This is a genomic window from Escherichia sp. WS33 (assembly GCF_046486385.1).
Taxonomy (GTDB): domain Bacteria; phylum Pseudomonadota; class Gammaproteobacteria; order Enterobacterales; family Enterobacteriaceae; genus ECMA0423.
On record NZ_JBJQLJ010000004.1, the window covers coordinates 58576 to 82336 of the forward strand.

Consider the following 23761-nt stretch of genomic DNA (forward strand, 5'->3'; position numbering starts at 1 on the left):
CTTTAGTCACGGCACAATAAGGCATAATGGATCAAATGAGTGACCATAAGGGGCGCAAGTGAAACAGGATCTGGCACGCATCGAGCAGTTTCTTGATGCTCTGTGGCTGGAAAAAAATCTGGCTGAAAATACGTTGAACGCTTACCGTCGCGATCTGTCAATGATGGTGGAGTGGTTGCATCACCGCGGGTTGACGCTGGCGACGGCGCAAAGTGACGATTTGCAGGCATTACTGGCAGAACGGCTGGAGGGCGGGTATAAAGCCACCAGCTCAGCGCGTTTGCTGAGTGCAGTGCGCCGATTGTTCCAGTATCTTTATCGCGAAAAGTTTCGTGAAGACGATCCCAGTGCGCATCTCGCTTCACCGAAATTGCCCCAGCGTTTGCCAAAAGATTTAAGCGAAGCGCAGGTCGAACGTTTATTACAGGCACCATTAATTGATCAGCCACTGGAGCTACGCGATAAAGCCATGCTTGAAGTGTTGTATGCTACCGGGCTGCGTGTCTCTGAACTGGTCGGACTGACAATGAGTGATATCAGCCTGCGTCAGGGCGTAGTGCGGGTCATTGGTAAAGGCAACAAAGAGCGCCTGGTACCGTTAGGTGAAGAGGCGGTTTACTGGCTGGAAACCTATCTGGAACATGGGCGTCCGTGGCTGCTGAATGGTGTGTCAATTGACGTGTTGTTTCCCAGCCAGCGTGCGCAGCAGATGACGCGACAGACCTTCTGGCACCGCATTAAACATTATGCTGTGCTGGCGGGTATCGACAGCGAAAAGCTGTCACCGCATGTATTGCGTCACGCTTTTGCCACCCATTTATTAAATCATGGTGCGGATTTACGCGTGGTGCAGATGCTACTGGGCCACAGCGACCTCTCCACCACGCAAATTTATACGCATGTCGCTACCGAGCGTCTGCGGCAACTTCATCAACAGCATCACCCGCGGGCGTGATGTCTGAAAAGAACGGGAAGATTTATGAAGAAAGGTTTTATGTTGTTTACTTTGTTAGCGGCGTTTTCAGGTTTTGCTCAGGCTGATGACGCGGCAATTCAACAAACGTTAGCCAAAATGGGCATCAAAAGCAGCGATATTCAGCCCGCGCCCGTAGCTGGCATGAAGACAGTTCTGACTAACAGCGGCGTGTTGTACATCACCGATGATGGTAAACATATCATTCAGGGGCCAATGTATGACGTTAGCGGCACGGCTCCGGTCAATGTCACCAATAAGATGCTGTTAAAGCAGTTGAATGCGCTTGAAAAAGAGATGATCGTTTATAAAGCGCCGCAGGAAAAACACGTCATCACCGTGTTTACTGATATTACCTGTGGTTACTGCCACAAACTGCATGAGCAAATGGCAGACTATAACGCGCTGGGGATCACCGTGCGTTATCTTGCTTTCCCGCGCCAGGGGCTGGACAGCGATGCAGAGAAAGAAATGAAAGCTATCTGGTGTGCGAAAGATAAAAACAAAGCGTTTGATGATGTGATGGCAGGTAAAAGCGTCGCACCAGCCAGCTGCGACGTGGATATTGCCGACCATTACGCACTTGGCGTCCAGCTTGGCGTTAGCGGTACTCCGGCAGTTGTGCTGAGCAATGGCACACTTGTTCCGGGTTACCAGCCGCCGAAAGAGATGAAAGAATTCCTCGACGAACACCAAAAAATGACCAGCGGTAAATAATTCGCGTGAAACAACAGATACAACTTCGTCGCCGTGAAGTCGATGAAACGGCAGACTTGCCCGCTGAATTGCCTCCCTTGCTGCGCCGTTTATACGCCAGCCGGGGCGTGCGCAGTGCGCAAGAACTGGAACGCAGTGTTAAAGGTATGTTGCCCTGGCAGCAACTGAGCGGCGTCGAAAAGGCCGTTGAGATCCTTTACAACGCTTTTCGCGAAGGAACGCGGATTATTGTGGTCGGCGATTTTGACGCCGACGGCGCGACCAGCACGGCTCTAAGCGTGCTGGCGATGCGCTCGCTTGGTTGCAGCAATATCGACTACCTGGTACCAAACCGTTTCGAAGACGGTTACGGCTTAAGCCCGGAAGTGGTCGATCAGGCCCATGCCCGTGGCGCGCAGTTAATTGTCACGGTGGATAACGGTATTTCCTCCCATGCGGGGGTTGAACACGCTCGCTCGTTGGGCATTCCGGTTATTGTTACCGATCACCATTTGCCAGGCGAAACATTACCCGCGGCGGAAGCGATCATTAACCCTAACTTGCGCGACTGTAATTTCCCGTCGAAATCACTGGCAGGCGTGGGTGTGGCGTTTTATCTGATGCTGGCGCTGCGCACCTTTTTGCGCGATCAGGGCTGGTTTGATGAGCGTGGCATCGCAATTCCTAACCTGGCAGAACTGCTGGATCTGGTAGCGCTGGGGACAGTAGCGGACGTCGTGCCGCTGGACGCTAATAATCGCATTCTGACCTGGCAGGGGATGAGTCGCATCCGTGCCGGAAAGTGCCGTCCGGGGATTAAAGCGCTGCTGGAAGTGGCAAATCGCGATGCGCAAAAACTCGCCGCCAGCGATTTAGGTTTTGCGCTGGGGCCACGTCTCAATGCTGCCGGGCGACTGGACGATATGTCCGTCGGTGTGGCGCTGTTGCTGTGCGACAACATCGGCGAAGCGCGCGTGCTGGCAAATGAACTCGATGCGCTAAACCAGACGCGAAAAGAGATCGAACAAGGAATGCAAGTTGAAGCCCTGACCCTGTGCGAGAAACTGGAGCGAAGTCGCGACACGCTACCCGGCGGGCTGGCAATGTACCACCCCGAATGGCATCAGGGCGTTGTCGGTATTCTGGCTTCGCGCATCAAAGAGCGTTTTCACCGTCCGGTTATCGCCTTTGCGCCAGCAGGTGATGGTACGCTGAAAGGTTCAGGTCGCTCCATTCAGGGGCTGCATATGCGTGATGCACTGGAGCGATTAGACACACTCTACCCTGGCATGATGCTGAAGTTTGGCGGTCATGCGATGGCGGCGGGTTTGTCGCTGGAAGAGGATAAATTCGAACTCTTTCAACAACGGTTTGGCGAACTGGTTACAGAGTGGCTGGACCCTTCGCTATTGCAAGGCGAAGTGGTGTCAGACGGTCCGTTAAGCCCGGCCGAAATGACCATGGAAGTGGCGCAGTTGCTGCGCGATGCTGGCCCGTGGGGGCAGATGTTCCCGGAGCCGCTGTTTGACGGTCATTTCCGTCTGCTGCAACAGCGGCTGGTGGGCGAACGTCATTTGAAGGTGATGGTCGAACCGGTCGGCGGCGGTCCACTGCTGGATGGTATTGCTTTTAATGTCGATACCGCCCTCTGGCCGGATAACGGCGTGCGTGAAGTGCAACTGGCTTATAAGCTCGATATCAACGAGTTTCGCGGCAACCGCAGCCTGCAAATTATCATCGACAATATCTGGCCAATTTAGCGTCATCTTCTCTATAAAAAAGAGCGTGGATTGGGTACAATCCCGCTCTTATCACCGCATTTTGACTAGCTCAATAAAAGAAATCAGACCATGTTTGAAATTAATCCGGTAAATAATCGCATTCAGGACCTCACGGAACGCTCCGACGTTCTTAGGGGGTATCTTTGACTACGACGCCAAGAAAGAGCGTCTGGAAGAAGTAAACGCCGAGCTGGAACAGCCGGATGTCTGGAACGAACCCGAACGCGCACAGGCGCTGGGTAAAGAGCGTTCCTCCCTCGAAGCCGTTGTCGACACCCTCGACCAAATGAAACAGGGGCTGGAAGATGTTTCTGGTCTGCTGGAACTGGCTGTAGAAGCTGACGACGAAGAAACCTTTAACGAAGCCGTTGCTGAACTCGACGCCCTGGAAGAAAAACTGGCGCAGCTTGAGTTCCGCCGTATGTTCTCTGGCGAATATGACAGCGCCGACTGCTACCTCGATATTCAGGCGGGGTCTGGCGGTACGGAAGCACAGGACTGGGCGAGCATGCTTGAGCGTATGTATCTGCGCTGGGCTGAATCGCGTGGTTTCAAAACTGAAATCATCGAAGAGTCGGAAGGTGAAGTGGCGGGTATTAAATCCGTGACGATCAAAATCTCCGGCGATTACGCTTACGGCTGGCTGCGTACAGAAACTGGCGTTCACCGCCTGGTGCGTAAAAGCCCGTTTGACTCCGGCGGTCGTCGCCACACATCGTTCAGCTCTGCGTTTGTTTACCCGGAAGTTGATGATGATATTGATATCGAAATCAACCCGGCGGATCTGCGCATTGACGTTTATCGCGCGTCCGGCGCGGGCGGTCAGCACGTTAACCGTACCGAATCTGCGGTGCGTATTACCCACATCCCAACCGGGATCGTGACCCAATGCCAGAACGACCGTTCCCAGCACAAGAACAAAGACCAGGCCATGAAGCAGATGAAAGCGAAGCTTTATGAACTGGAGATGCAGAAGAAAAATGCCGAGAAACAGGCGATGGAAGATAACAAATCCGACATCGGCTGGGGCAGCCAGATTCGTTCTTATGTCCTTGATGACTCCCGCATTAAAGATCTGCGTACCGGGGTAGAAACCCGCAACACGCAGGCCGTGCTGGACGGCAGCCTGGATCAATTTATCGAAGCAAGTTTGAAAGCAGGGTTATGAGGAACCAACATGTCTGAACAACACGCACAGGGCGCTGACGCGGTAGTCGATCTTAACAATGAACTGAAAACGCGTCGTGAGAAGCTGGCGAACCTGCGCGAGCAGGGGATTGCCTTCCCGAACGATTTCCGTCGCGATCATACCTCTGACCAATTGCACGCAGAATTCGACGGTAAAGAGAACGAAGAACTGGAAGCGCTGAACATCGAAGTCGCCGTTGCTGGCCGCATGATGACCCGCCGTATTATGGGTAAAGCGTCTTTCGTTACCCTGCAGGATGTGGGTGGCCGCATTCAGCTGTACGTTGCCCGTGACGATCTGCCGGAAGGCGTTTACAACGAGCAGTTCAAAAAATGGGACCTCGGTGACATCCTCGGCGCGAAAGGTAAACTGTTCAAAACCAAAACCGGCGAACTGTCTATCCACTGTACCGAGCTGCGTCTGCTGACCAAAGCACTGCGTCCGCTGCCGGATAAATTCCACGGCTTGCAGGATCAGGAAGCGCGCTATCGTCAGCGTTATCTGGATCTCATCTCTAACGATGAATCCCGTAACACCTTTAAAGTGCGCTCGCAGATCCTCTCTGGTATTCGCCAGTTCATGGTGAACCGCGGCTTTATGGAAGTTGAAACGCCGATGATGCAGGTGATCCCTGGCGGTGCCGCTGCGCGTCCGTTTATCACCCACCATAACGCGCTGGATCTCGACATGTACCTGCGTATCGCGCCGGAACTGTACCTCAAGCGTCTGGTGGTCGGTGGCTTCGAGCGTGTATTCGAAATCAACCGTAACTTCCGTAACGAAGGTATCTCCGTACGTCATAACCCAGAGTTCACCATGATGGAACTCTACATGGCTTACGCAGATTACAAAGATCTGATCGAGCTGACCGAATCGCTGTTCCGTACTCTGGCACAGGATATTCTCGGTAAGACGGAAGTGACCTATGGCGACGTGACGCTGGACTTCGGTAAACCGTTCGAAAAACTGACCATGCGTGAAGCGATCAAGAAATATCGCCCGGAAACCGACATGGCGGATCTGGATAACTTCGACTCTGCGAAAGCGATTGCTGAATCTATCGGTATCCACGTTGAGAAGAGCTGGGGTCTGGGCCGTATCGTTACCGAGATCTTCGAAGAAGTGGCAGAAGCACATCTGATTCAGCCGACCTTCATTACTGAATATCCGGCAGAAGTTTCTCCGCTGGCGCGTCGTAACGACATTAACCCGGAAATCACAGACCGCTTTGAGTTCTTCATCGGTGGTCGTGAAATCGGTAACGGCTTTAGCGAGCTGAATGACGCGGAAGATCAGGCGCAACGCTTCCTGGATCAGGTTGCCGCGAAAGACGCAGGTGACGACGAAGCGATGTTCTACGATGAAGATTACGTTACCGCACTGGAACATGGCTTACCGCCGACAGCAGGTCTGGGGATTGGCATCGACCGTATGGTAATGCTGTTCACCAACAGCCATACCATCCGCGACGTTATTCTGTTCCCGGCGATGCGTCCGGTGAAATAAGCATTACGTTATGCTCACAACCCCGGCAAATGTCGGGGTTTTTTATTTAAGCTGGGTAAATGCAGATAATCGTATTCTGGCTTCGCGATTTGTCGCCTGCATCACCATCCACGGACTGAACGCCCACGGCGTGGCATCAATACCGTGTAATACATCAGCTAAATCACACCATTGATAATCCATCACTTCATCATCGTTGATCTGTAACGCACTGGTGGTGCGTGCGGCAAATACCGGACACACTTCATTTTCCACAATGCCACTCGGATCGGTGGCGCGGTAGCGAAAGTCAGGATAGATAGATTCAGGAGGCGTAATTTCCACGCCAAGCTCATAACGGCAACGGCGGATCACCGCGTCTTCGCTGCTTTCTCCCAGTTGTGGGTGCCCACAAACCGAGTTAGTCCACACGCCAGGCCACGCTTTTTTGCTCAGTGCGCGGCGGGTAACTAATAATTGCCCCTTGGCATTAAACAGCCAACTGGAGAACGCGAGATGTAAGAGGGTGTCTGCCGTGTGTGCGGCATACTTTTCCAGCGTACCAGTGGGAACTCCCTGTGCATTCAATAAAATGACGTGTTCCGTTTGCATAATTTCTCACATGTAATTCTGATCACTCATCATTATAGATAATTGAAGAGTGAAATGATTAACCAAGTGAGCGTTTATCGACAACCGCCCGTTTTGAGCGGATGCCGACAGGTAAAAACCATTTAAAAAAGTAGCATCATATATTTGAAGCGACTTTCAATGGCCATTGCAACACAGTCAGAAATGACAGGAATAGAGAGAGTAAAAAGCAACAGCAGACTGAATATAGCGCGCATTAAAAAATTCATATTATTCTCCATGCTCATTTTTCTTCAGCTTGCGCATCAGAAGCCACATACGTACTGTCCTGACTTTTAAATCTTTATCAGAGACGGATTCCTTCACCAGGTCAGCATGATGCTGGTAGCCATTAAAGAAGACATTCAGCACAACGGCGCTAAGGGTTGCGAGCATAATGCCGCTATGCAGCAACGGTTGCAGTACGGCCGGTAACTTAGAAAAGAAATCGTGAGAGAGCGTCGGAGTCATGCCAACGCCGAGACTGATCGCCACAATATAGAGGTTGTAACGGTTGGTGGTGTAGTTACAGCGCGACAGAATTCGAATCCCTGTCGCCAGTACCATGCCGAACATCACCAGCCCAGCACCGCCCAGCACAAATTGCGGAATGGAGGCGACCAGCACCGCCATTTTTGGCACCATGCCAAACAGGATTAATATAATTCCCGAAGAAATACACACCCAGCGGCTATGAACGCGCGTCACGCTAACCAGGCCAACGTTTTGTGAAAATGACGTGTGGGGGAAGCTGTTAAACGTTCCGCCTATCATTGTCCCTACGCCATCGACACGCAGCCCGCGAATAATATCGTGTGAAGAGAGTTTACGACCGACTATTTCACCCAGTGCCAGGAACATCCCCATCGACTCGATAAACACGATGATTAACACGGCAGTCATGGTCAGAATGGAAACGGGATCGAAAATCGGCATACCAAATGACATCGGCGTGACAATCGCAAACCATGAAGCATCATGTAGCCCGGATAAATTGACTTCATTCATCATCCACGAAAGTAAAAAGCCAAATACAATCCCCAGTAATACGGCGACGTTGGACATAAATCCTTTCGCATAGCGAGTAATGAGCAAGATAAAAATTAAGACAGCAAAGGAGATACCTAAATAAACGGGATTACCATATTGCGGATTCCCTTTACCTCCGGCGGCCCAGTCAATACCCACCTGAATGATGCTAAGCCCAATAGAAGTAATAACCACACCGGTAACCAGTGGCGGGAATAAAGGCATCAAGCGACCGATAAGTGGCGCTAATAATGTGGTGATAAAACCCGCGGCGATAGTGGCACCAAATATCCCCAGCAGGACGATATCCGGGTTCATCCCAATGGCTATCATTGGTGTTACAGCAGCAAAGGTCACCGACATAATCACCGGCAGGCGGATCCCCATAAAGCGGCCGATACCGATACATTGCAATAATGTGACGATCCCGCAGCAAAAGAGATCCGAGCTAATGAGCATCGCAATAGCTTCTTTTGAGAGGCCCAGTCGGTCACCAATCATAAGAGGAACAGCGACTGCACCTGCGTACATGACAAGGACGTGTTGCAGACCGAGTATGATCAGCTTTCCTGGTGATAATATGCGGTCAACCTCATCAGTTGGGCGGTCTTGCCCAGAAGATGAGGGAAGTTGGGAATCTATGGCGCTCATCAGTGTTTCTCCTTTCGCCCGCCAGAGTAAAAAGCAACCGTTTACGTTAATGAAACTGTCTAAACACATGCTCGTGGAGTGCCAGTTTTTGCGAGGAAGGGGAGTTAGAGACAGGAATTGCGGAGGCAATCACATAATCGTGGTTAAACCACGAAAATGAGAAGAGAACCTGACAATGAAATTATCTGTAATTTTCTCATATTGATATTTCATTAATCATTCTGGCATGTCGCACTCTCGCATTTAATCGTTTTTATCTGGATAGCGCTCTTTTGGTCGGCAATGTTGAAATAATGAAAGCGGCATAGATTGAGGGGCAATAATTTGAACTCAGTCGCAAAATTATAATTAAAACGGTCATGCTACCTAATATATGCCCGTTTATTGCATCGCGAAATTTGAGAAGACATAACTCATTAAATGAAAGGGATGCAAATGAATAAGTTTATCGCTGCTGAAGCTGCGGAATGTATAGGCTGTCATGCTTGTGAAATTGCCTGTGCGGTGGCACACAATCAAGAAAACTGGCCGCTGAGTCACAGTGACTTTAGACCGCGTATCCACGTTGTAGGGAAAGGCCAGGCTGCGAATCCGGTGGCCTGCCATCACTGCAACAATGCCCCTTGCGTTACGGCTTGTCCGGTTAATGCTCTGACTTTCCAGTCCGATAGCGTACAACTGGACGAGCAAAAATGTATTGGTTGTAAAAGATGCGCAATCGCTTGCCCCTTTGGCGTCGTTGAGATGGTCGATACGATTGCGCAGAAATGCGACCTTTGTAACCAGCGCAGTTCTGGCACGCAAGCCTGTATTGAAGTCTGCCCAACACAGGCGTTACGACTGATGGACGATAAAGGGTTACAGCAGATAAAGGTGGCCCGCCAGCGCAAAACGGCAGCAGGAAAAGCGTCATCAGTCGCTCAGCCATCTCGCAGTGCAGCGTTGCTCCCCGTTAACTCGCGTAAAGGCGCAGATAAAATTTCAGCGAGTGAACGGAAAACCCACTTTGGCGAAATCTATTGCGGGCTGGATCCACTGCAAGCGACTTATGAGAGTGACCGCTGTGTTTATTGTGCCGAAAAAGCTAACTGCAACTGGCATTGCCCGCTGCATAACGCTATTCCGGATTACATCCGTCTGGTACAGGAAGGAAAGATTATTGAAGCGGCAGAACTTTGCCACCAGACCAGTTCCTTACCAGAAATCTGCGGCAGGGTATGCCCACAGGACCGTCTTTGTGAAGGCGCATGTACTTTGAAAGATCACTCTGGCGCAGTCTCTATCGGTAATCTGGAACGCTACATCACCGATACCGCGCTGGCGATGGGCTGGCGTCCCGATGTCAGCAAAGTTGTTCCCCGTAGCGAAAAAGTGGCGGTGATTGGCGCTGGGCCAGCAGGGTTAGGGTGTGCTGATATTCTGGCGCGCGCGGGAGTTCAGGTTGATGTCTTTGATCGCCATCCAGAAATTGGCGGTATGCTGACTTTTGGCATTCCTCCTTTCAAACTCGATAAAACGGTATTAAGCCAGCGGCGAGAGATATTCACCGCAATGGGAATCGACTTTCATCTTAACTGTGAAATTGGCCGCGATATTACCTTTAGCGATTTAACTTCTGAATATGATGCAGTTTTCATCGGCGTGGGGACTTACGGGATGATGCGAGCAGATCTGCCGCATGAAGATGCACCCGGTGTCATTCAGGCTCTACCGTTCCTGACTGCCCATACCCGCCAGCTCATGGGATTGCCGGAGTCTGAAGAGTATCCGCTGACGGACGTGGAAGGTAAGCGAGTCGTGGTATTGGGCGGTGGCGATACGACAATGGATTGTTTGCGGACTTCCATTCGCCTCAATGCTGCCAGCGTGACCTGCGCGTATCGTCGTGATGAAGTCAGTATGCCGGGCTCGCGCAAAGAGGTGGTTAATGCGTGCGAGGAAGGTGTCGAGTTTCAGTTCAATGTTCAACCGCAATATATCGCTTGTGACGAAGATGGGCGTTTAACTGCGGTGGGCCTGATTCGTACCGCCATGGGTGAGCCGGGGCCGGATGGTCGCCGTCGTCCTCGTCCGGTAGCGGGTTCAGAGTTTGAATTGCCCGCCGATGTTCTGATTATGGCCTTTGGTTTCCAGGCGCATGCCATGCCGTGGTTGCAGGGCAGCGGAATTAAACTCGATAAATGGGGCCTGATTCAAACCGGTGACGTCGGGTATTTACCTACCCAGACGCATCTGAAAAAAGTCTTTGCTGGTGGGGATGCAGTTCATGGCGCGGATCTGGTTGTCACTGCAATGGCCGCAGGAAGGCAGGCGGCGCGCGATATGTTAACTCTGTTTGATACGAAGGCATCGTGATGAAATCGTTAATTATCGTTAATCCGGCTGACTGTATTGGCTGCCGTACTTGTGAAGTAGCCTGTGTGGTCGCTCACCCTTCAGAACAGGAGTTGAATGCCGATGTCTTTTTACCCCGGCTGAAGGTACAGCGACTGGACAGCATCAGTGCGCCGGTGATGTGCCATCAGTGTGAAAACGCCCCTTGTGTTGGCGCTTGCCCCGTGGGGGCGCTGACGATGGGCGAGCAGGTGGTGCAGACCAATTCTGCCCGTTGTATTGGCTGTCAGAGTTGCGTCAGTGCGTGCCCGTTTGGAATGATCACCATTCAGTCGTTGCCGGGGGATACCCGACAACAAATTGTGAAATGCGATCTCTGTGAACAGCGGGAAGAGGGGCCTGCCTGCGTTGAATCTTGCCCAACACAGGCGCTGCAGTTGCTTACTGAAAGAGAACTCAGGCGAGTCCGCCAGCAGCGTATTGTTGCCAGCGGTGAGAATCCTCTGTGAAAGAAATCTCCGCGCTGAAAGGCGCGGAGAATCTATTAGATTGCCCAACCACCCGCGTAAAATGCGACCAGTGCGGCAGTAATGATCACCGTACCAATATTCAGCTTTTGCCATTCGCGTGCAAAGACGCGGCCTACGACCAGTGTCACAAAGCCCAGCATAATACCGGTAACGATATTACAAGTCAGAACGATGAACACGGCACACACCAGGCCAGCCATAGCGTCAATAAAATCATTGAAATCCAGCTTCGAGACGTTACTTAACATCAGCAAACCTACGTACATCAGAGCGGGTGCAGTGGCGTAACCAGGGATCAAAAATGACAGCGGTGATAAGAACAGAATCAGCAGGAATAACGCCCCCACTACGGTTGCGGTTAACCCTGTTTTACCCCCGGCGGCGGTTCCTGCCGCTGATTCGATATAAACCGCTGCGGGCGCTGCGCCCACCAGGCCGGAGAATATTGAACTTACTGAGTCACTGGTCAGGGCTTTGCCGCCGTTGATGATCTGGTTGTCTTTATCCAACAAATTCGCCTGACCGGCGACGGCACGGATGGTGCCAGTAGCGTCGAACACTGCGGTCATCACCAATGCCAGTACACTCGGAAGTACAGTTGGCTGGAGTGCGCCCATAATATCGAGGCTGAAAATCAGAGACTTACCATCTTCGCCAGTCAGGCTTGGCATCGCCACCAGACCGTGGTATTTCACCGCTGGGTCAAAGATTAAGCCGATGATCGAAATTGCAATAATCACCAACAAGATCCCGCCGGGTACGCGACACTTCTCCAGACCGAAGATGACCGCCAGCCCCAGCAAGCTCATCATCACCGGGAAGGAGGTAAACGCACCGAGCGCCACTGGCAAGCCTTCAATCGGGTTTTTGATAACCATACCCACACCGTTAGCAGCAATCAGCAGCAGAAACAGCCCGATACCGATACCTGTACCGTGAGCGATACCCATCGGTAAATTACGTAAGATCCAGGTACGCACACCGGTTACGGAAATAGCGGTGAAGATGACGCCCATCAGAAAGACCGCGCCCAGTGCGACAGGAACGCTAATTTGTTGCCCGAGTACCAGACTGAATGCGGTAAATGCCGTCAAGGAAATCGCACAACCAATCGCCATTGGCAAATTGGCCCACAACCCCATCAGCAACGAGCCGAAGCCCGCGACCAGACAGGTGGCAACAAACACAGCTGCGGGAGGAAAACCTGCTTTGCCCAGCATTCCCGGAACGACGATAACGGAATAAACCATGGCCAGAAAGGTCGTTAAGCCAGCCAGTACTTCCTGACGAACGGTACTGCCACGAGCGGTAATTTTAAAATAATTATCCAGCGCGCCCTGTGGCTTTGGTGCGTCCGGTGTTTGTAGGATGTCTCCAGACATAATGATGTCCTCACGAGGATGTTAAAGTTTTATTATTAGTTGCGTTCGTACACCAGACGACCATCAACGTAGGTGCGGTAGATCGAACGGTCATCGCCCAACGTCATCATCACGAACAATTTGTCGACTAAAGAAACAGAGTTGTCATAGCGCAGCTGCTGTAGCGGAGTGGCGGTGGGTTCCATCACCACGAAATCAGCCTCTTTGCCAGGTAAAAAGTTGCCAATCAAATCGTCAAGGCCCAGAGATTTCGCTCCGCCGAGCGTGGCCAGGTAAAACGCTTCATATGCCGAGAGGCGATAGCCTTGTAATTGCAATACTTTGTAGGCTTCGTTCAGCGTTTGCAGCATGTTGAAAGTGGTTCCGGCACCGATATCCGTTCCCATGCCCACTTTAACTTTCTTCTGCCATGCTTTTTTCAAGTTGAATAAGCCGCTGCCGAGGTAAAGGTTGGAGGTCGGACAGAAAGCAATGCTGGATTTGGTTTCGCTGAGACGATCCCACTCTTTTTCTTCGAGATGGACGCAGTGAGCAAAGACACAGTTTTTACCGGTCAGGCCGTACTGATGGTAAACATCCAGATAACCATCATGGTCAGGATAAAGCGATTTCACCCAGGCAATTTCATCTTTGTTTTCACAGAGATGGGTATGTACCCACGTATCCGGATATTCTTCTTTCAGGCGTTGCGCCATCGCCATCTGTTCAGGAGATGAGGTCGGGGCGAAGCGTGGCGTAATCGCATATAGCAGACGACCATTTTTGTGCCAGCGTTCAATCAGTTCTTTGCTTTGGTGATAGCTGCTTTCGGCAGTGTCGAGCAGATAATCCGGTGCGTTGCGGTCCATCATCACCTTACCGGCAATCATACGCATATTGATATGACTGGCGGCTTCAAACAGCGCATCAACAGATTGCGGATGAACAGTGCCAAACACCAGCGCCGTGGTGGTTCCGTTACGTAAAAGCTGCTTGATGAAGAATGCCGACATTTCGCGGGCGTACTCTAAATCCTCATAACGACGTTCAGTAGGGAAGGTGTGTTTATTCAACCACTCCAGCAATTGTTCACCATAGGCCCCCACCATTTCACTTTGCGGATAATGGATATGTGTATCGACAAAGCCCGGTACTATCAGTTTGCCGCGATAGTCGCGCACGCGAATAGTGTCAGGAATTTGATGCTTTCCGTCTTCCCATTCGCCAAACCATTCCACTTTTCCCTGTTTAATGAGTAATAAACCATCCTCAATAAACCGCAGCGCAGAGGCAATCTCTTCCGGGTTATCGACCGTACGGGTGACATCAATAAAACTGCCTCGTACCGCTTTCAACGTGTGTTCTCCTGACATCATTGACTCCTTTACTGTTAATCCATCTCTTCCGCTGAGGTAATACCAGGCAGAACGTTTTCCTGTCGGTAGCCACCAGGGAGGATAATATTTAATAAAATCGCAGTTAACCCGCCAGCACAAATAGGGTTTTCAACTAATACATAAATAGAGGCTGGCAATATTTTAAAAATTTCGGGATCGTAGGAGACGCCAAGCCCTAAACCTAAAGAAGTGGCGACAATAAGTGTTTCACGGCGCTTTAAACCGTTGGTGATGATGATGCGAATCCCTGCGATGGCAATCATGGAAAACATCAACGTCATTGCGCCTCCCAGAACTGCCGAGGGAATGGTCGTGAAGAAGCCGCCAATCATCGGAAATAAGCCGAGGATAACCAGCATTACCGCGATGGTTCGCCCGACATAACGTGAAGCGACGCCAGTCATCTGAATAACCCCATTATTTTGCGCAAACGTGGTTAATGGTAATGAACCGACAGCGGAGGCGATAACAGAAACCAGACCATCTGCCAGCACGCCGCCTTTCAGTCGGGACTGATACTCTTCCCCCTGAATGGGGCGGCGGGAAACCATTGCCGTGGCGGTGATATCGCCGACTGCTTCCAGCACGCTAAGCAGATAAATCGTGCCAACCACCAGGAACTGATGGAAGCTAAAACTAAAGCCGTATTTGAACGGATGCGGGATGGTGATTAACGGCAAATTGCGCATACTGCTGAAATCCACCATGCCCAGGCATAACGATGCGATATAGCCGACACATAGCCCAATGGCGATCCCTCCCATGCGTAGCAACGGACTGCGACAGCAGTTAAAGCCGATCACCACAATTAAAACCAATAAACCAACGCCGAGATGTTCGTAATTGCCGAATGTACCGCTGCTTTTGGCTGCAAATCCTCCACCAAAATCGATAATGCCGACTTTAATCAGGCTTAAGCCGATCATCAGTACCACAATACCGCTGACGGTAGGCGTAATAACCCGACGTAAATAGGGCAAGATAAATGAAGATCCGACAACCAGAAATGCGCCAACGAAGGAGACGCCGAGAAGCGACGACATGATTAACTCTTCGTGAAAACCGTCGCTTTTCATGCTGCTGCCCAGCGCAATCATGACCGTAACAAATGAAAAATTGACTGACTGAATTGAGAGTAGGCCAGAACCGACGATGCCGTAGCGGTTTACTTGTAACCAGGTACCAATACCAGAGGCGATCATCGCCATAGAAACAAGATAGGCAGTTGTTTCAGCGGAAAGCTGTAAGGCCGCCCCCACGATTAACGCGGGGGTTACCATCGGAACGAAAATTGCCAACAGATGGGTAATGGCACCAACGAGAGCCTGATGAAAGGGAGGGCGATCCTCCAGTTCAAATATAAGGTCAGAACCTGCATTGTTTATATCAGACATCCCTTCACTCCTTTTAAAGTAAATTTGATCATCTGAATTAGTAAAATAAATTCCCACGAATTTGGGGCGCAGGACGCCTTGAGAACGGCTTATCTCATTTTCGCAGTCACTATTTAGTCATCGTCCAAACAGAGAAACAGGCCGCCGAAGCGGCCATTTATTATTTATATTTTTTCCAGCGCAGTGAGTATTTTCTCCGGTGTGAAATGCCATTCGCGTAACCAGATGCCGCATGCATCGTGAATTGCGGTAGCAATCGCCGGAGCTGCGCCATTTACACCGATTTCCGAGATCGATTTCGCCCCGAACGGGCCGACTTTATCGTCGCTCGGCACCAGCACAGCGCGGAAATCACGCGGAATGTCACCAATTTTCGGTGCGCCGTAACTGCGTAAATCACGCGTTAACGGGTGACCTTCGGCGTCATAAATGATCTCTTCGCTCATACTGTGGCCGATAGCTCGCAGGGTAGCACCGTAGATTTGTCCCAATGCTAATTCCGGGTTGACCGGTGTACCGCAGTCCAGCAAGGCGTAGAATTTATCCAGGCGGATTTCACCCGTACGCGTGTTGACGGCAACTTCAGCGAAGTTTGCGCCATACGGGAAGGCGAAATCAGGCGTGATATAACTGCCAGTTCCCACCAGTGAACCAAAGCCGGTGCCGGTTTCGCCTTTATGAGCAATATCCCCGAAGCTGACTTCGCCTTTCTTGCCGCGCACGACGCCCGGCGTTGCCAGTTGAACATCTGCCACTGCCTCACCCAACATTTGCGCGCCGTGGAACAGAATTTTCTCCCGCAGATTTTCCGCTGCCAAACGCGCCGCGTTACCCGAGAAGCAAGTACCGGACGAGGCATATGCGCCTTTATCAAACAACGCATGATCGGTATCACCGGAGATAACATGCACGTCCTGCGGTGGGCAGTGCAGCACTTCTGCTGCCAGTTTCGTCACTACAGTATCCAGACCAGTACCAATATCCGCACCGCCAGAATGAACGATAAAGGTGCCGTCCGATTCCAGTTTGATCATGCAGTTAGCCTGATCGATATCCGGGATACCCGATTTCTGCATGATAATGGCGACGCCGCGACCGATGTGCCAGTCACTATTTTGCGGTTTCGGTGAAGACCATTGGATCATCTCGCGACCCTGACGCAGGATCTCTTCCAGTGCGCAGCTGGCGGCGGAAGGAACGGAGGTCGGCGCTTTACCTTCACCGATTGCACCGAGAATTTTCAGCTCTTGCCCTTCGTGTACCCGGTTACGTTCGATAATTTCCAGTTGGTCGATCTGTAACTGTTCAGCCAGTTCCGCTAATGCCATGGTGATAGCGAAGTTACCTTTCGGTGCGCCATAACCCTGATAAGCACCATTTGGGCAAATGTTGCTGTAGTAGGTGGTGACCTGGAAATCGACGTTATCGCACGGATATAACGGCAGCGACAGCGCCGGTCCGTTACACGGTACGGTGAGTGAGTGGTTGCCGTAAGGGCCAGTGTTGGCGCGGAAATCCATCTTCACTGCCGTCAGGCGACCATCTTTTTTCGCTCCCAGTTTGACGGTGACTTTCGCGACGTGACGAGAGGTGTTAGCAATAAACTCTTCTTCACGGGTGTAGCGGAACAGTACCGGACGCCCGGTCACGCAGGTTGCCCAGGCGCACACTTCTTCCAGCAGGATGTCCTGTTTGGAACCAAAACCGCCGCCAACTCGCTCTTTAATGACATGAACTTTATGCTGTTTCATGCCCACGAGGCGCGCGACCTGGCGGCGTAAGTGCCATGGTACCTGGGTGGAGGCGTGGATAACCAGACGATCGCCGTCCATACGAGTAAAGCAGATATGTGTTTCAGTCGGGCACTGCTGCGCTTGCGTTGAGTTATAGGTTCGCTCAATGATCACATCGGCATCGGCAAAGCCTTTGTCCATATCGCCAATATGACCATGAATACTGGCGGCGATATTTTTGCGAGGGCGAGAACCGATCGGGAAGTTGATGATCATATGCTCGCCGCGCTGGGCTGCATGGCTGTTATCGTCTTCCAGAGTATCTGGCGCACCAGCAACATACACCACCGGTTCATCGTGCACGACAGGCGCATCTTCCGCCATTGCTTCGTCGATCGACATTACCGGCTTAAGCACTTCATATTCAACGTCGATGAGCTTCAGTGCTTCGAGCGCAATTTCTTCACTTTCTGCGACGACCGCAGCAACACGATCGCCGACGTGACGCATTTTCTTGCCGAACATACGGCGGTCAAGCGGTGACGGTTCCGGTGCGCTCTGACCACCCGGGGTATAGTAGATATCCGGGCAATTCAGGTGAGTAATAACGTGAACGACGCCCGGTAAGGCTTCAGCTTTGCTGACATCCAGATGAGTAATCAGTGCGTGAGCGTGTGGGCTACGTAACATTTTAATGACGCAGGCGTCAGCCGTTACGCGGTCTTCAACATAGCAGGGTTTCGCCTGCACCATTTTCGCGGCATCAGTTTTAGGATAATGCTTACCAATGACTTCTAGGTCGTCACGGAAAGTCGGAGCGATATCAATGGTGGCCTGCGGATTATTTTTACGTGCAACCGCCAGTTCAATGACCTGATAGTATTGCTGCCAGCCAGCATCGCGGCTGAACAAACCAGAAAGCGCGTCGTCGATCTCTTCGCGGGTAGGTGCGGCGATGCGATCGAGAAGATCGGTGATAATCAGAGCTGCAGCTGGATCGTTATAACCAGACTGCACCACGCCAACATCAACCATTGCCTGTTGAACCAGACTTAACTCGTTCCATTTGCCCAGAGATTCTGCGGTACGAATATCTGCCTTCTCTAACTGTGCGGCAATAAGCAAGGACGCGTTAACGATATTACCGTTAAAGATTATTGCGTCAGAACCGGCAAACCCGAAACCATCATCACTGTTGCGTACAGAGTGCATTCCCATGTTAAACAACAGCTTTTGCACGTTTTCGCCTGGATTAACGGTTAGCTCCTGAGGCGCGCCATTTAAAGTAAAGTGGATGATCATACGGCTTCCTCCCCAGCCTGTTGGCAGTCGGCATACAGGTCGGCTACCAGAACTCCCGTGATATAGCGTTTATAGGCCACGCTGCCCCGCAAATCTTCCTGCGGGAAAATGGCGTTGGCGACAGCCTGTTCAAGTGCATTGCCTTCCAGATTTTGTTTTTCGACATCATGCAGACGCAGTGCTTTACTGGCGACGCCATCCAGCGCAATTCGCATACCGTCGTGGTCTGTCATTGCAACGGCTGCCGTCACGACGGTTAAACCTGCCTGAGAACGGCTAATTTTGCGGGTCGCACAGGTGCGATACGGATCTTTAATGATAATTTCGGTTAGCAGGCGATCGCATGGGCAGGCCAGGTAGTCCTCGATTGACAGCGTTTCGCCGTTGCCAAAAACCAGTTCAGCATCCAGTGCCAACAGGACGGGAAGCAGCACCGACTCTTCCTGGCGGGCGGCGATTTCACCACCAATGGTCGACTGATTACGAACATGGCGTGAGTAAACAAAACCGAGGGCTTCACGCAGCGCTGCAGGAATAAATCGCGCATCACGCAGTGGCTGCAAGCGAGACATTGCGCCAATCCGCAGTGCACCGTTATCCCAGTCAACCCAGTCCAGTTCCAGATCCTGTAAGGAAATGGCAATCTTTTTATCGGTACGGGTTGGTGTAGCATTGAGTTTGCTGCCCCCGGCGAACCAGACGGCTTCATCCTGGTAGCGGCGCTTCAGTTCCAGCGCCTGTTCGACAGAGTCGGGCCTGAAAAATTGTTCAATCATCTTCTTTCCTTATTTAACCCTCTTCCCTGCGGGAAGAGGGCATCTGTCATTTATGCCAGCGCATCCATCCGACGCCACATACTGGCAGCGGCTTTTCTGGCTTGTGCATAAATGGAATCGCAATCGAAGTTAAACTGACGGTCTTCATAGACCATCACACCATTGACCATTACGCTGTGAACGCTGCCTGAGCCCATACCGAAAGCGATATGCCCGGCGATATTGTCTGCCAGCAGCGGCGTCGGCGAGTTGTAATCGCAAATGGTTAAATCAGCTTTGTAACCGGCTTCCAGAAGCCCAAATTTCGCGCCAAAGTTGCGGCTCATCAGTTCGTTACCGTTAGTCAGGGCTTTGGCAAAACTGTCAGGCCACAGCGGACCACCCGCATCGCGATGTTTAAAGAAGGCAAATTTCATCTCTTCAAACATGTCCGAACCAATGCCGTCCGTTCCCAACGCCAGATTGCGGATGTCGCTAAGGTGATGGTTGTAGCCGACATGGTTGTTCATGTTTGAACGGGCGTTATGCACCAGGAACGCATCGCGCTGATTGAGTAGGGTGATGTCATCTTTCGACAAGTACAGCCCATGAGCGACCAGCGTTTTGCTGTCGATGAGATCGAATTGCGCCAGTCGTGCCAGCAGGTCTTTGCCGTACCAGTGGTGACTGTAGGAAACGTCGTAAAGGTCTTCCGCAGCGTGAATATGCAAACCACGGCCTGTGGCTTTCACGGCTTCACGCAGCATCTCCAGACCGGCATCCGGCACGGTAAACGGCGCGTGAGCACCGATATGTGCTTCCACCAGATACGGCTCGGTTGCTGCTTTCTTCGCCTCATCAATCTGACGGGCAAAGCGGATGTTTTCTTCTACACCTTCCTGCAACTCTTTGATGCCGTTGTTACGGTCAGTAGTTTCAAAACAGGTCATTGCGCGCAGGCCAACTTTTAAAAATGCGTCGCGCAATGTGGAGAGCGACCCGCCGATATACGCCGGAGAGGCATGGTGATCGATAACCGATGTACATCCGCTCTTAATCGCTTCCAGGGAACAAATCAGTCCGCTGTAATAGAGCGACTCTTCATCAAGGGCGCGATCGAGCCGCCACCAGAGATTTTTCAGCGTTGAGATGAAATCCGGGCAGGGGGCGATGTTTGCCATAATTCCGCGGGAAAGCCCCGAGTAAAAATGGTTGTGCGAGCAGACAATTCCCGGCATCACAATCCGACCATGCATCTCTTTGTAGCTGGCATCGGGGTAGCGTTGCGTCAGGGCATCGCCGATAGCGACAATCACGTCATTTTCGATAGCGATATCAACGCCTTCCTGCACTTTCGCCGGGTGTAACTGCACTGCGGTGACATTCTTCAGAATCAACATGATTACACCTCCACGCGGCCCAGCAGATAATGATGATGCTGGTGGACATGGCTGATGATGCGGCACATATCGTTCAGCTCCGGTGGTACGTTGTTAAACTGACCTTCGCTGTCGATGTTTAACACCCAGCTTTGGTTATTCAGACGTACTCGTACCCGGCAATCTTCCACAAGGAAGCCTGGGTTGCTGCTGTTATCAAAGTCTTGCGCCAGGCTGAAGACGGTGATTTTGTCTTTGTATGGTTTACCGTTCCACGGACAGAACTGAGCGCAGTTGCCGCATTCGTTACAGTAAGCGTCGAGGTGCAGCGTCTGGAATCTATTCTGGAAGCCAGGGACTGCAATGGAGACGTTGGCGCGGTTCGGGCAGACATCCACGCACTTGCTGCAAACGTAGTTACATTCAAGGCAGCGAGCAGCTTCCTGCGCGACAAACGCATCACGATCGTCACTGTTCACCAGCGTGATAGAGATATCGCCTTTACGTTGATAGATTTCCGCCGGATTGACGTTGTTCCAGTATTTATTGTTCTGGTGGGAACGGATATTTTCCCGACTAAGGATGGCATCGGTCGCCCGACGCGCGGTTCCGACAGCAGCGACAATGGAGGATGGTCCGCGCTGTACGTCGCCGATCATAAAGACGTCAGTCAGACGAGTTTCGCCATTATGGTCGACGTCTGGCCAGCCGTTTTTGTCCAGCGGTACGCCCATCGCATTCAGGGCTTCAGTATCCTGCTGTTCACCGATGGCGGTGATCAGACTGTCTACATGCAGTGTTACTGTTTCGTTGGTTTCAACCGGACGGCGACGACCTTTCTCATCGGGTTCGCCAAGCGACATAACGCGCAAGGTTAAGGTGCCATCAGCATCGAAACATTCCGGATTATTCAGGAAACGGAACTCCACGCCGTCGTGCAACGCTTCTTCATACTCTTCGCGCCATGCGGGCATCTCTTGCAGTGAACGACGGTAAACGATCGTTGCTTTTTCTACGCCTGGAACGCGTAACGCCGCACGAGCGCAGTCCATTGCGGTGTTACCCGCCCCGACAACGACCACATGTTTGCCCAGCTTGAGCGCTGTACCCTTGTTGTATTCACGCAGGAAGGGGAGTGATTTCCAGACATTTTGGTTGTCGCCCGCCAGTTTCACACCGCTATTTTTATCAGTGCCGGTGGCAATCAGAACATAGTGGAAGCCCTGATTTTTTAACTGTTCAACGGTCAAATCGGGTGAGCAGCCATACTCAAATTTCACGCCGTGAGCGGCAACAAAATCGATATCGTGCTGAATTAACTCTGCAGGAATACGGAACTGAGGAATGATATTTTTCACCACGCCGCCAGCATTGGCTTCGCGTTCAAACAGCGTAACCGGATGGCCCGCTCTGGCAAGGAAGTAACCTGCTGCCAGACCCGCCGGACCTGCACCAATCACGGCAACCGGATGGCGTGAACCAGAACCGACGGGTTTGTGCCAGCGTTGCTTATATTCATCCCAACCTTTTTCCAGCGCGACTTTTTTCAGTTCGCGGATATTCAGCGCACTGTCGTAATCCAGGCGGGTACAGTTGTATTGGCACTGGTGATCGCAAATATGACCGGTAATGGCGGGCAGAGCGTTGCGTTGGTAGATGAGTTCCAGCGCGTCGGCATAGCGGTGTTCGCCAAGCAGACGGATGTATTCCGGAATATCTTGCTTGATAGCGCAGGCAGTAACACAGGGGGCAACGTAGCAATCGGTCAGCGGCAGGTCTTCTGCCACTTCAATACGCTCTTCTGGCTTCCAGTGTTTCTGGGTGTATTCCATGGTTAACGCATCTGCTGCCAGTCTGTTCAGTCGTTCGACGTCAACATGGTCAAGTCCCCAGGCGTCGGAGCCTTCCAGCTCGCGCATGCAGGCACTTAAGCGCAAATAGCCGCCAGGTTTCAGCAGGTCGGTTGCCATAGTAATAGGGCGAATACCTGTATCAAAAATATCGCGGATAGTCAGCTGACTGGCACCACCGGAATAAGAAATGGGCAGTTTGCCGTCAAAGGCGCGAGAGAGAACTGCTGCAACATTGATGGAGAGCGGGAACAGCGCACGGCCTGACATATACATCTCTTCACCAGGCAGTGCGCCTTTATTGTTGATGGTGCCGAGAGTGTTAGTCAGTTTTACGCCAAAGCCGAGTGATTTTTCTTTTGCCAGTGCCATCAGGCGTTCCAGCATTTCCAGTGCTTGCGTCAGCTTGAGGTCGTGATCAAATGACTCTTCTTTTAAGCCTATGTAACCGAAACCGCAGACATCGAGGATCTCACGAACACGCGCGTATCCCAGTAAGGTCGGGTTAAGTTTCACAAAGGTGTTGAGCCCTTTTTCTTCCAGCATGTAGCGGCAAATGGCTTCGATTTCATGCGGAGGACAGCCGTGCATGGTGGAGAGGGTGACGCCCTGCACCATACTGGTGGGGATGCGAGCGGGTAAGGCTTGCAAGCTTTCGCGTTTTTCCTGCAATCCGTGGCGGGCTAAAAATGCGTCATCCTGGAGTAATTTATTCAGCGTATCGCGATATTGCGCGAATTTCGGATGGTCAGATGCGTCCATCATATTGTCGATGAACTGTTGCATTGGCGGTTGCTTAATACCTTCGAGGTTGTAACCGACGCTCATATTAAAGATGAACGATTTACCGGAATCAGAAGGCTGGAACATCGCTTCGAGAAGGTGCAGGGCAAACCAGGCTTTGAGGTATTCATCCCAGGCTTTAAGCAGGGTAAATTCGGTAGACCATTCGGTGTTAAAGCACTCGTCTTCGGCATCGATACAGGGCTTTTCCAGCTCCAGGCGGTCAAGAATTTGGACGGTTTTTAGTTCGATGAAGCGTCCGCCAGTCAGCCAGGAAGTGACAATATTTTGCGCGAGCTGCGTGTGCGGGCCAGCGGCAGGGCCGACGGGAGTGGCACAGGTTTCACCGAAGACGCTAACAGTTTTACCTTTTACAGGTGAGTAAAACTGTTGCTCGGGAATACCAAAGATTGAGCGTTGTTGTTGGTATTCATCAAATATGCGCGTCAAAAGTTCCTCAAACGGAATGGGACGCATAATATCCCCCATAACCCTCTCCTTAGCTTATA

Annotated in this window: 18 protein-coding genes; 8 read left to right on the forward strand and 10 right to left on the reverse strand. The window is 51.6% G+C overall.

Going from position 1 to position 23761, the window contains the following annotated elements; translation table 11 throughout:
- The first annotated feature begins 58 nt into the window (after window positions 1-58).
- The 5 genes from xerD (at window position 59) to lysS (ending at window position 6145) form a co-directional block, all read left to right on the forward strand.
- Entirely contained in the window at window positions 59-955 is an 897-nt protein-coding gene (gene xerD / locus ACJHXA_RS04965; RefSeq protein WP_000806638.1) for a site-specific tyrosine recombinase XerD, read from the forward strand.
- 24 nt (window positions 956-979) lie between these two features.
- On the forward strand, window positions 980-1690 hold the full coding sequence (gene dsbC / locus ACJHXA_RS04970) for a bifunctional protein-disulfide isomerase/oxidoreductase DsbC (protein WP_000715214.1): 711 nt from the start codon (window positions 980-982) through the stop codon (window positions 1688-1690).
- A 5-nt stretch (window positions 1691-1695) separates the two neighbouring features.
- Complete coding sequence (recJ, locus tag ACJHXA_RS04975) at window positions 1696-3429, forward strand: single-stranded-DNA-specific exonuclease RecJ (protein WP_000813215.1); 1734 nt, start codon at window positions 1696-1698, stop codon at window positions 3427-3429.
- 90 nt (window positions 3430-3519) lie between these two features.
- Window positions 3520-4618 (forward strand): peptide chain release factor 2 gene (prfB, locus tag ACJHXA_RS04980; RefSeq protein WP_001701073.1). Its coding sequence is split into 2 segments (ribosomal slippage): window positions 3520-3594 and window positions 3596-4618, totalling 1098 coding nucleotides; the frame shifts between segments, so codons are not numbered across the junction.
- Between the two features lie 9 nt (window positions 4619-4627).
- The gene (gene lysS, locus ACJHXA_RS04985) at window positions 4628-6145 is read left to right on the forward strand and encodes a lysine--tRNA ligase (RefSeq protein WP_000003068.1); all 1518 of its coding nucleotides are present in this window, start codon (window positions 4628-4630) and stop codon (window positions 6143-6145) included.
- A gap of 42 nt (window positions 6146-6187) precedes the next feature.
- Here the strand turns inward: lysS and idi are convergent, their stop codons facing one another.
- Window positions 6188-6736, reverse strand: a complete 549-nt coding sequence (gene idi, locus ACJHXA_RS04990; RefSeq protein WP_001192804.1) for an isopentenyl-diphosphate Delta-isomerase — start codon at window positions 6734-6736, stop codon at window positions 6188-6190.
- Between the two features lie 54 nt (window positions 6737-6790).
- On the opposite strand from idi, the gene ACJHXA_RS04995 reads away from it, so the two are divergent.
- A complete protein-coding gene (locus ACJHXA_RS04995) occupies window positions 6791-6862 on the forward strand; it encodes a protein YqfH (RefSeq protein ID WP_120795390.1) in 72 nt (23 codons plus the stop codon).
- On the opposite strand, the gene yqfG is transcribed toward ACJHXA_RS04995, so the two are convergent.
- Together yqfG and uacT are read right to left on the reverse strand one after the other, a co-directional pair.
- On the reverse strand, window positions 6859-6984 hold the full coding sequence (yqfG, locus tag ACJHXA_RS05000) for a protein YqfG (RefSeq protein ID WP_001010156.1): 126 nt from the start codon (window positions 6982-6984) through the stop codon (window positions 6859-6861). The genes ACJHXA_RS04995 and yqfG overlap by 4 nt on opposite strands.
- 1 nt (window position 6985) lies before the next feature.
- A complete protein-coding gene (gene uacT, locus ACJHXA_RS05005) occupies window positions 6986-8434 on the reverse strand; it encodes a urate/proton symporter UacT (RefSeq protein ID WP_283512258.1) in 1449 nt (482 codons plus the stop codon).
- Window positions 8435-8869: 435 nt separating this feature from the next.
- Between uacT and ygfT the strand changes: the two genes are divergently transcribed.
- Together ygfT and ACJHXA_RS05015 are read left to right on the forward strand one after the other, a co-directional pair.
- Window positions 8870-10789, forward strand: coding sequence for a formate-dependent uric acid utilization protein YgfT (gene ygfT / locus ACJHXA_RS05010; protein ID WP_001367088.1), 1920 nt, complete (start codon window positions 8870-8872; stop codon window positions 10787-10789).
- Window positions 10789-11277 (forward strand): 4Fe-4S dicluster domain-containing protein, encoded by a 489-nt coding sequence (locus ACJHXA_RS05015; protein WP_000838428.1) that lies wholly within the window; start codon window positions 10789-10791, stop codon window positions 11275-11277. Before ygfT ends, ACJHXA_RS05015 begins: the two co-directional genes overlap by 1 nt.
- A 35-nt stretch (window positions 11278-11312) precedes the next feature.
- Here ACJHXA_RS05015 and ghxQ read toward each other — a convergent pair whose 3' ends face one another.
- The 7 genes from ghxQ to ygfK all read right to left on the reverse strand — a co-directional run bounded on the left by ghxQ (window position 11313) and on the right by ygfK (window position 23741).
- Window positions 11313-12680 (reverse strand): guanine/hypoxanthine transporter GhxQ, encoded by a 1368-nt coding sequence (gene ghxQ, locus ACJHXA_RS05020; protein WP_000012163.1) that lies wholly within the window; start codon window positions 12678-12680, stop codon window positions 11313-11315.
- Between the two features lie 35 nt (window positions 12681-12715).
- Window positions 12716-14032 (reverse strand): guanine deaminase, encoded by a 1317-nt coding sequence (guaD, locus tag ACJHXA_RS05025; protein WP_001295158.1) that lies wholly within the window; start codon window positions 14030-14032, stop codon window positions 12716-12718.
- A 17-nt stretch (window positions 14033-14049) separates the two neighbouring features.
- Window positions 14050-15450: a xanthine/proton symporter XanQ gene (gene xanQ / locus ACJHXA_RS05030; protein ID WP_001280215.1), complete on the reverse strand. Its 1401-nt coding sequence runs from the start codon at window positions 15448-15450 to the stop codon at window positions 14050-14052.
- Between the two features lie 164 nt (window positions 15451-15614).
- Window positions 15615-18485, reverse strand: coding sequence for a molybdopterin-dependent oxidoreductase Mo/Fe-S-binding subunit (locus ACJHXA_RS05035; RefSeq protein ID WP_000583618.1), 2871 nt, complete (start codon window positions 18483-18485; stop codon window positions 15615-15617).
- Window positions 18482-19261: a molybdopterin-dependent oxidoreductase FAD-binding subunit gene (gene ygfM / locus ACJHXA_RS05040; protein ID WP_000572462.1), complete on the reverse strand. Its 780-nt coding sequence runs from the start codon at window positions 19259-19261 to the stop codon at window positions 18482-18484. The genes ACJHXA_RS05035 and ygfM overlap by 4 nt, the downstream gene beginning before the upstream one ends.
- Before the next feature lie 50 nt (window positions 19262-19311).
- Complete coding sequence (gene ssnA / locus ACJHXA_RS05045) at window positions 19312-20640, reverse strand: putative aminohydrolase SsnA (RefSeq protein WP_000906280.1); 1329 nt, start codon at window positions 20638-20640, stop codon at window positions 19312-19314.
- Window positions 20641-20642: 2 nt separating this feature from the next.
- Entirely contained in the window at window positions 20643-23741 is a 3099-nt protein-coding gene (ygfK, locus tag ACJHXA_RS05050; RefSeq protein ID WP_000502432.1) for a putative selenate reductase subunit YgfK, read from the reverse strand.
- Between the last annotated feature and the right edge of the window lie 20 nt (window positions 23742-23761).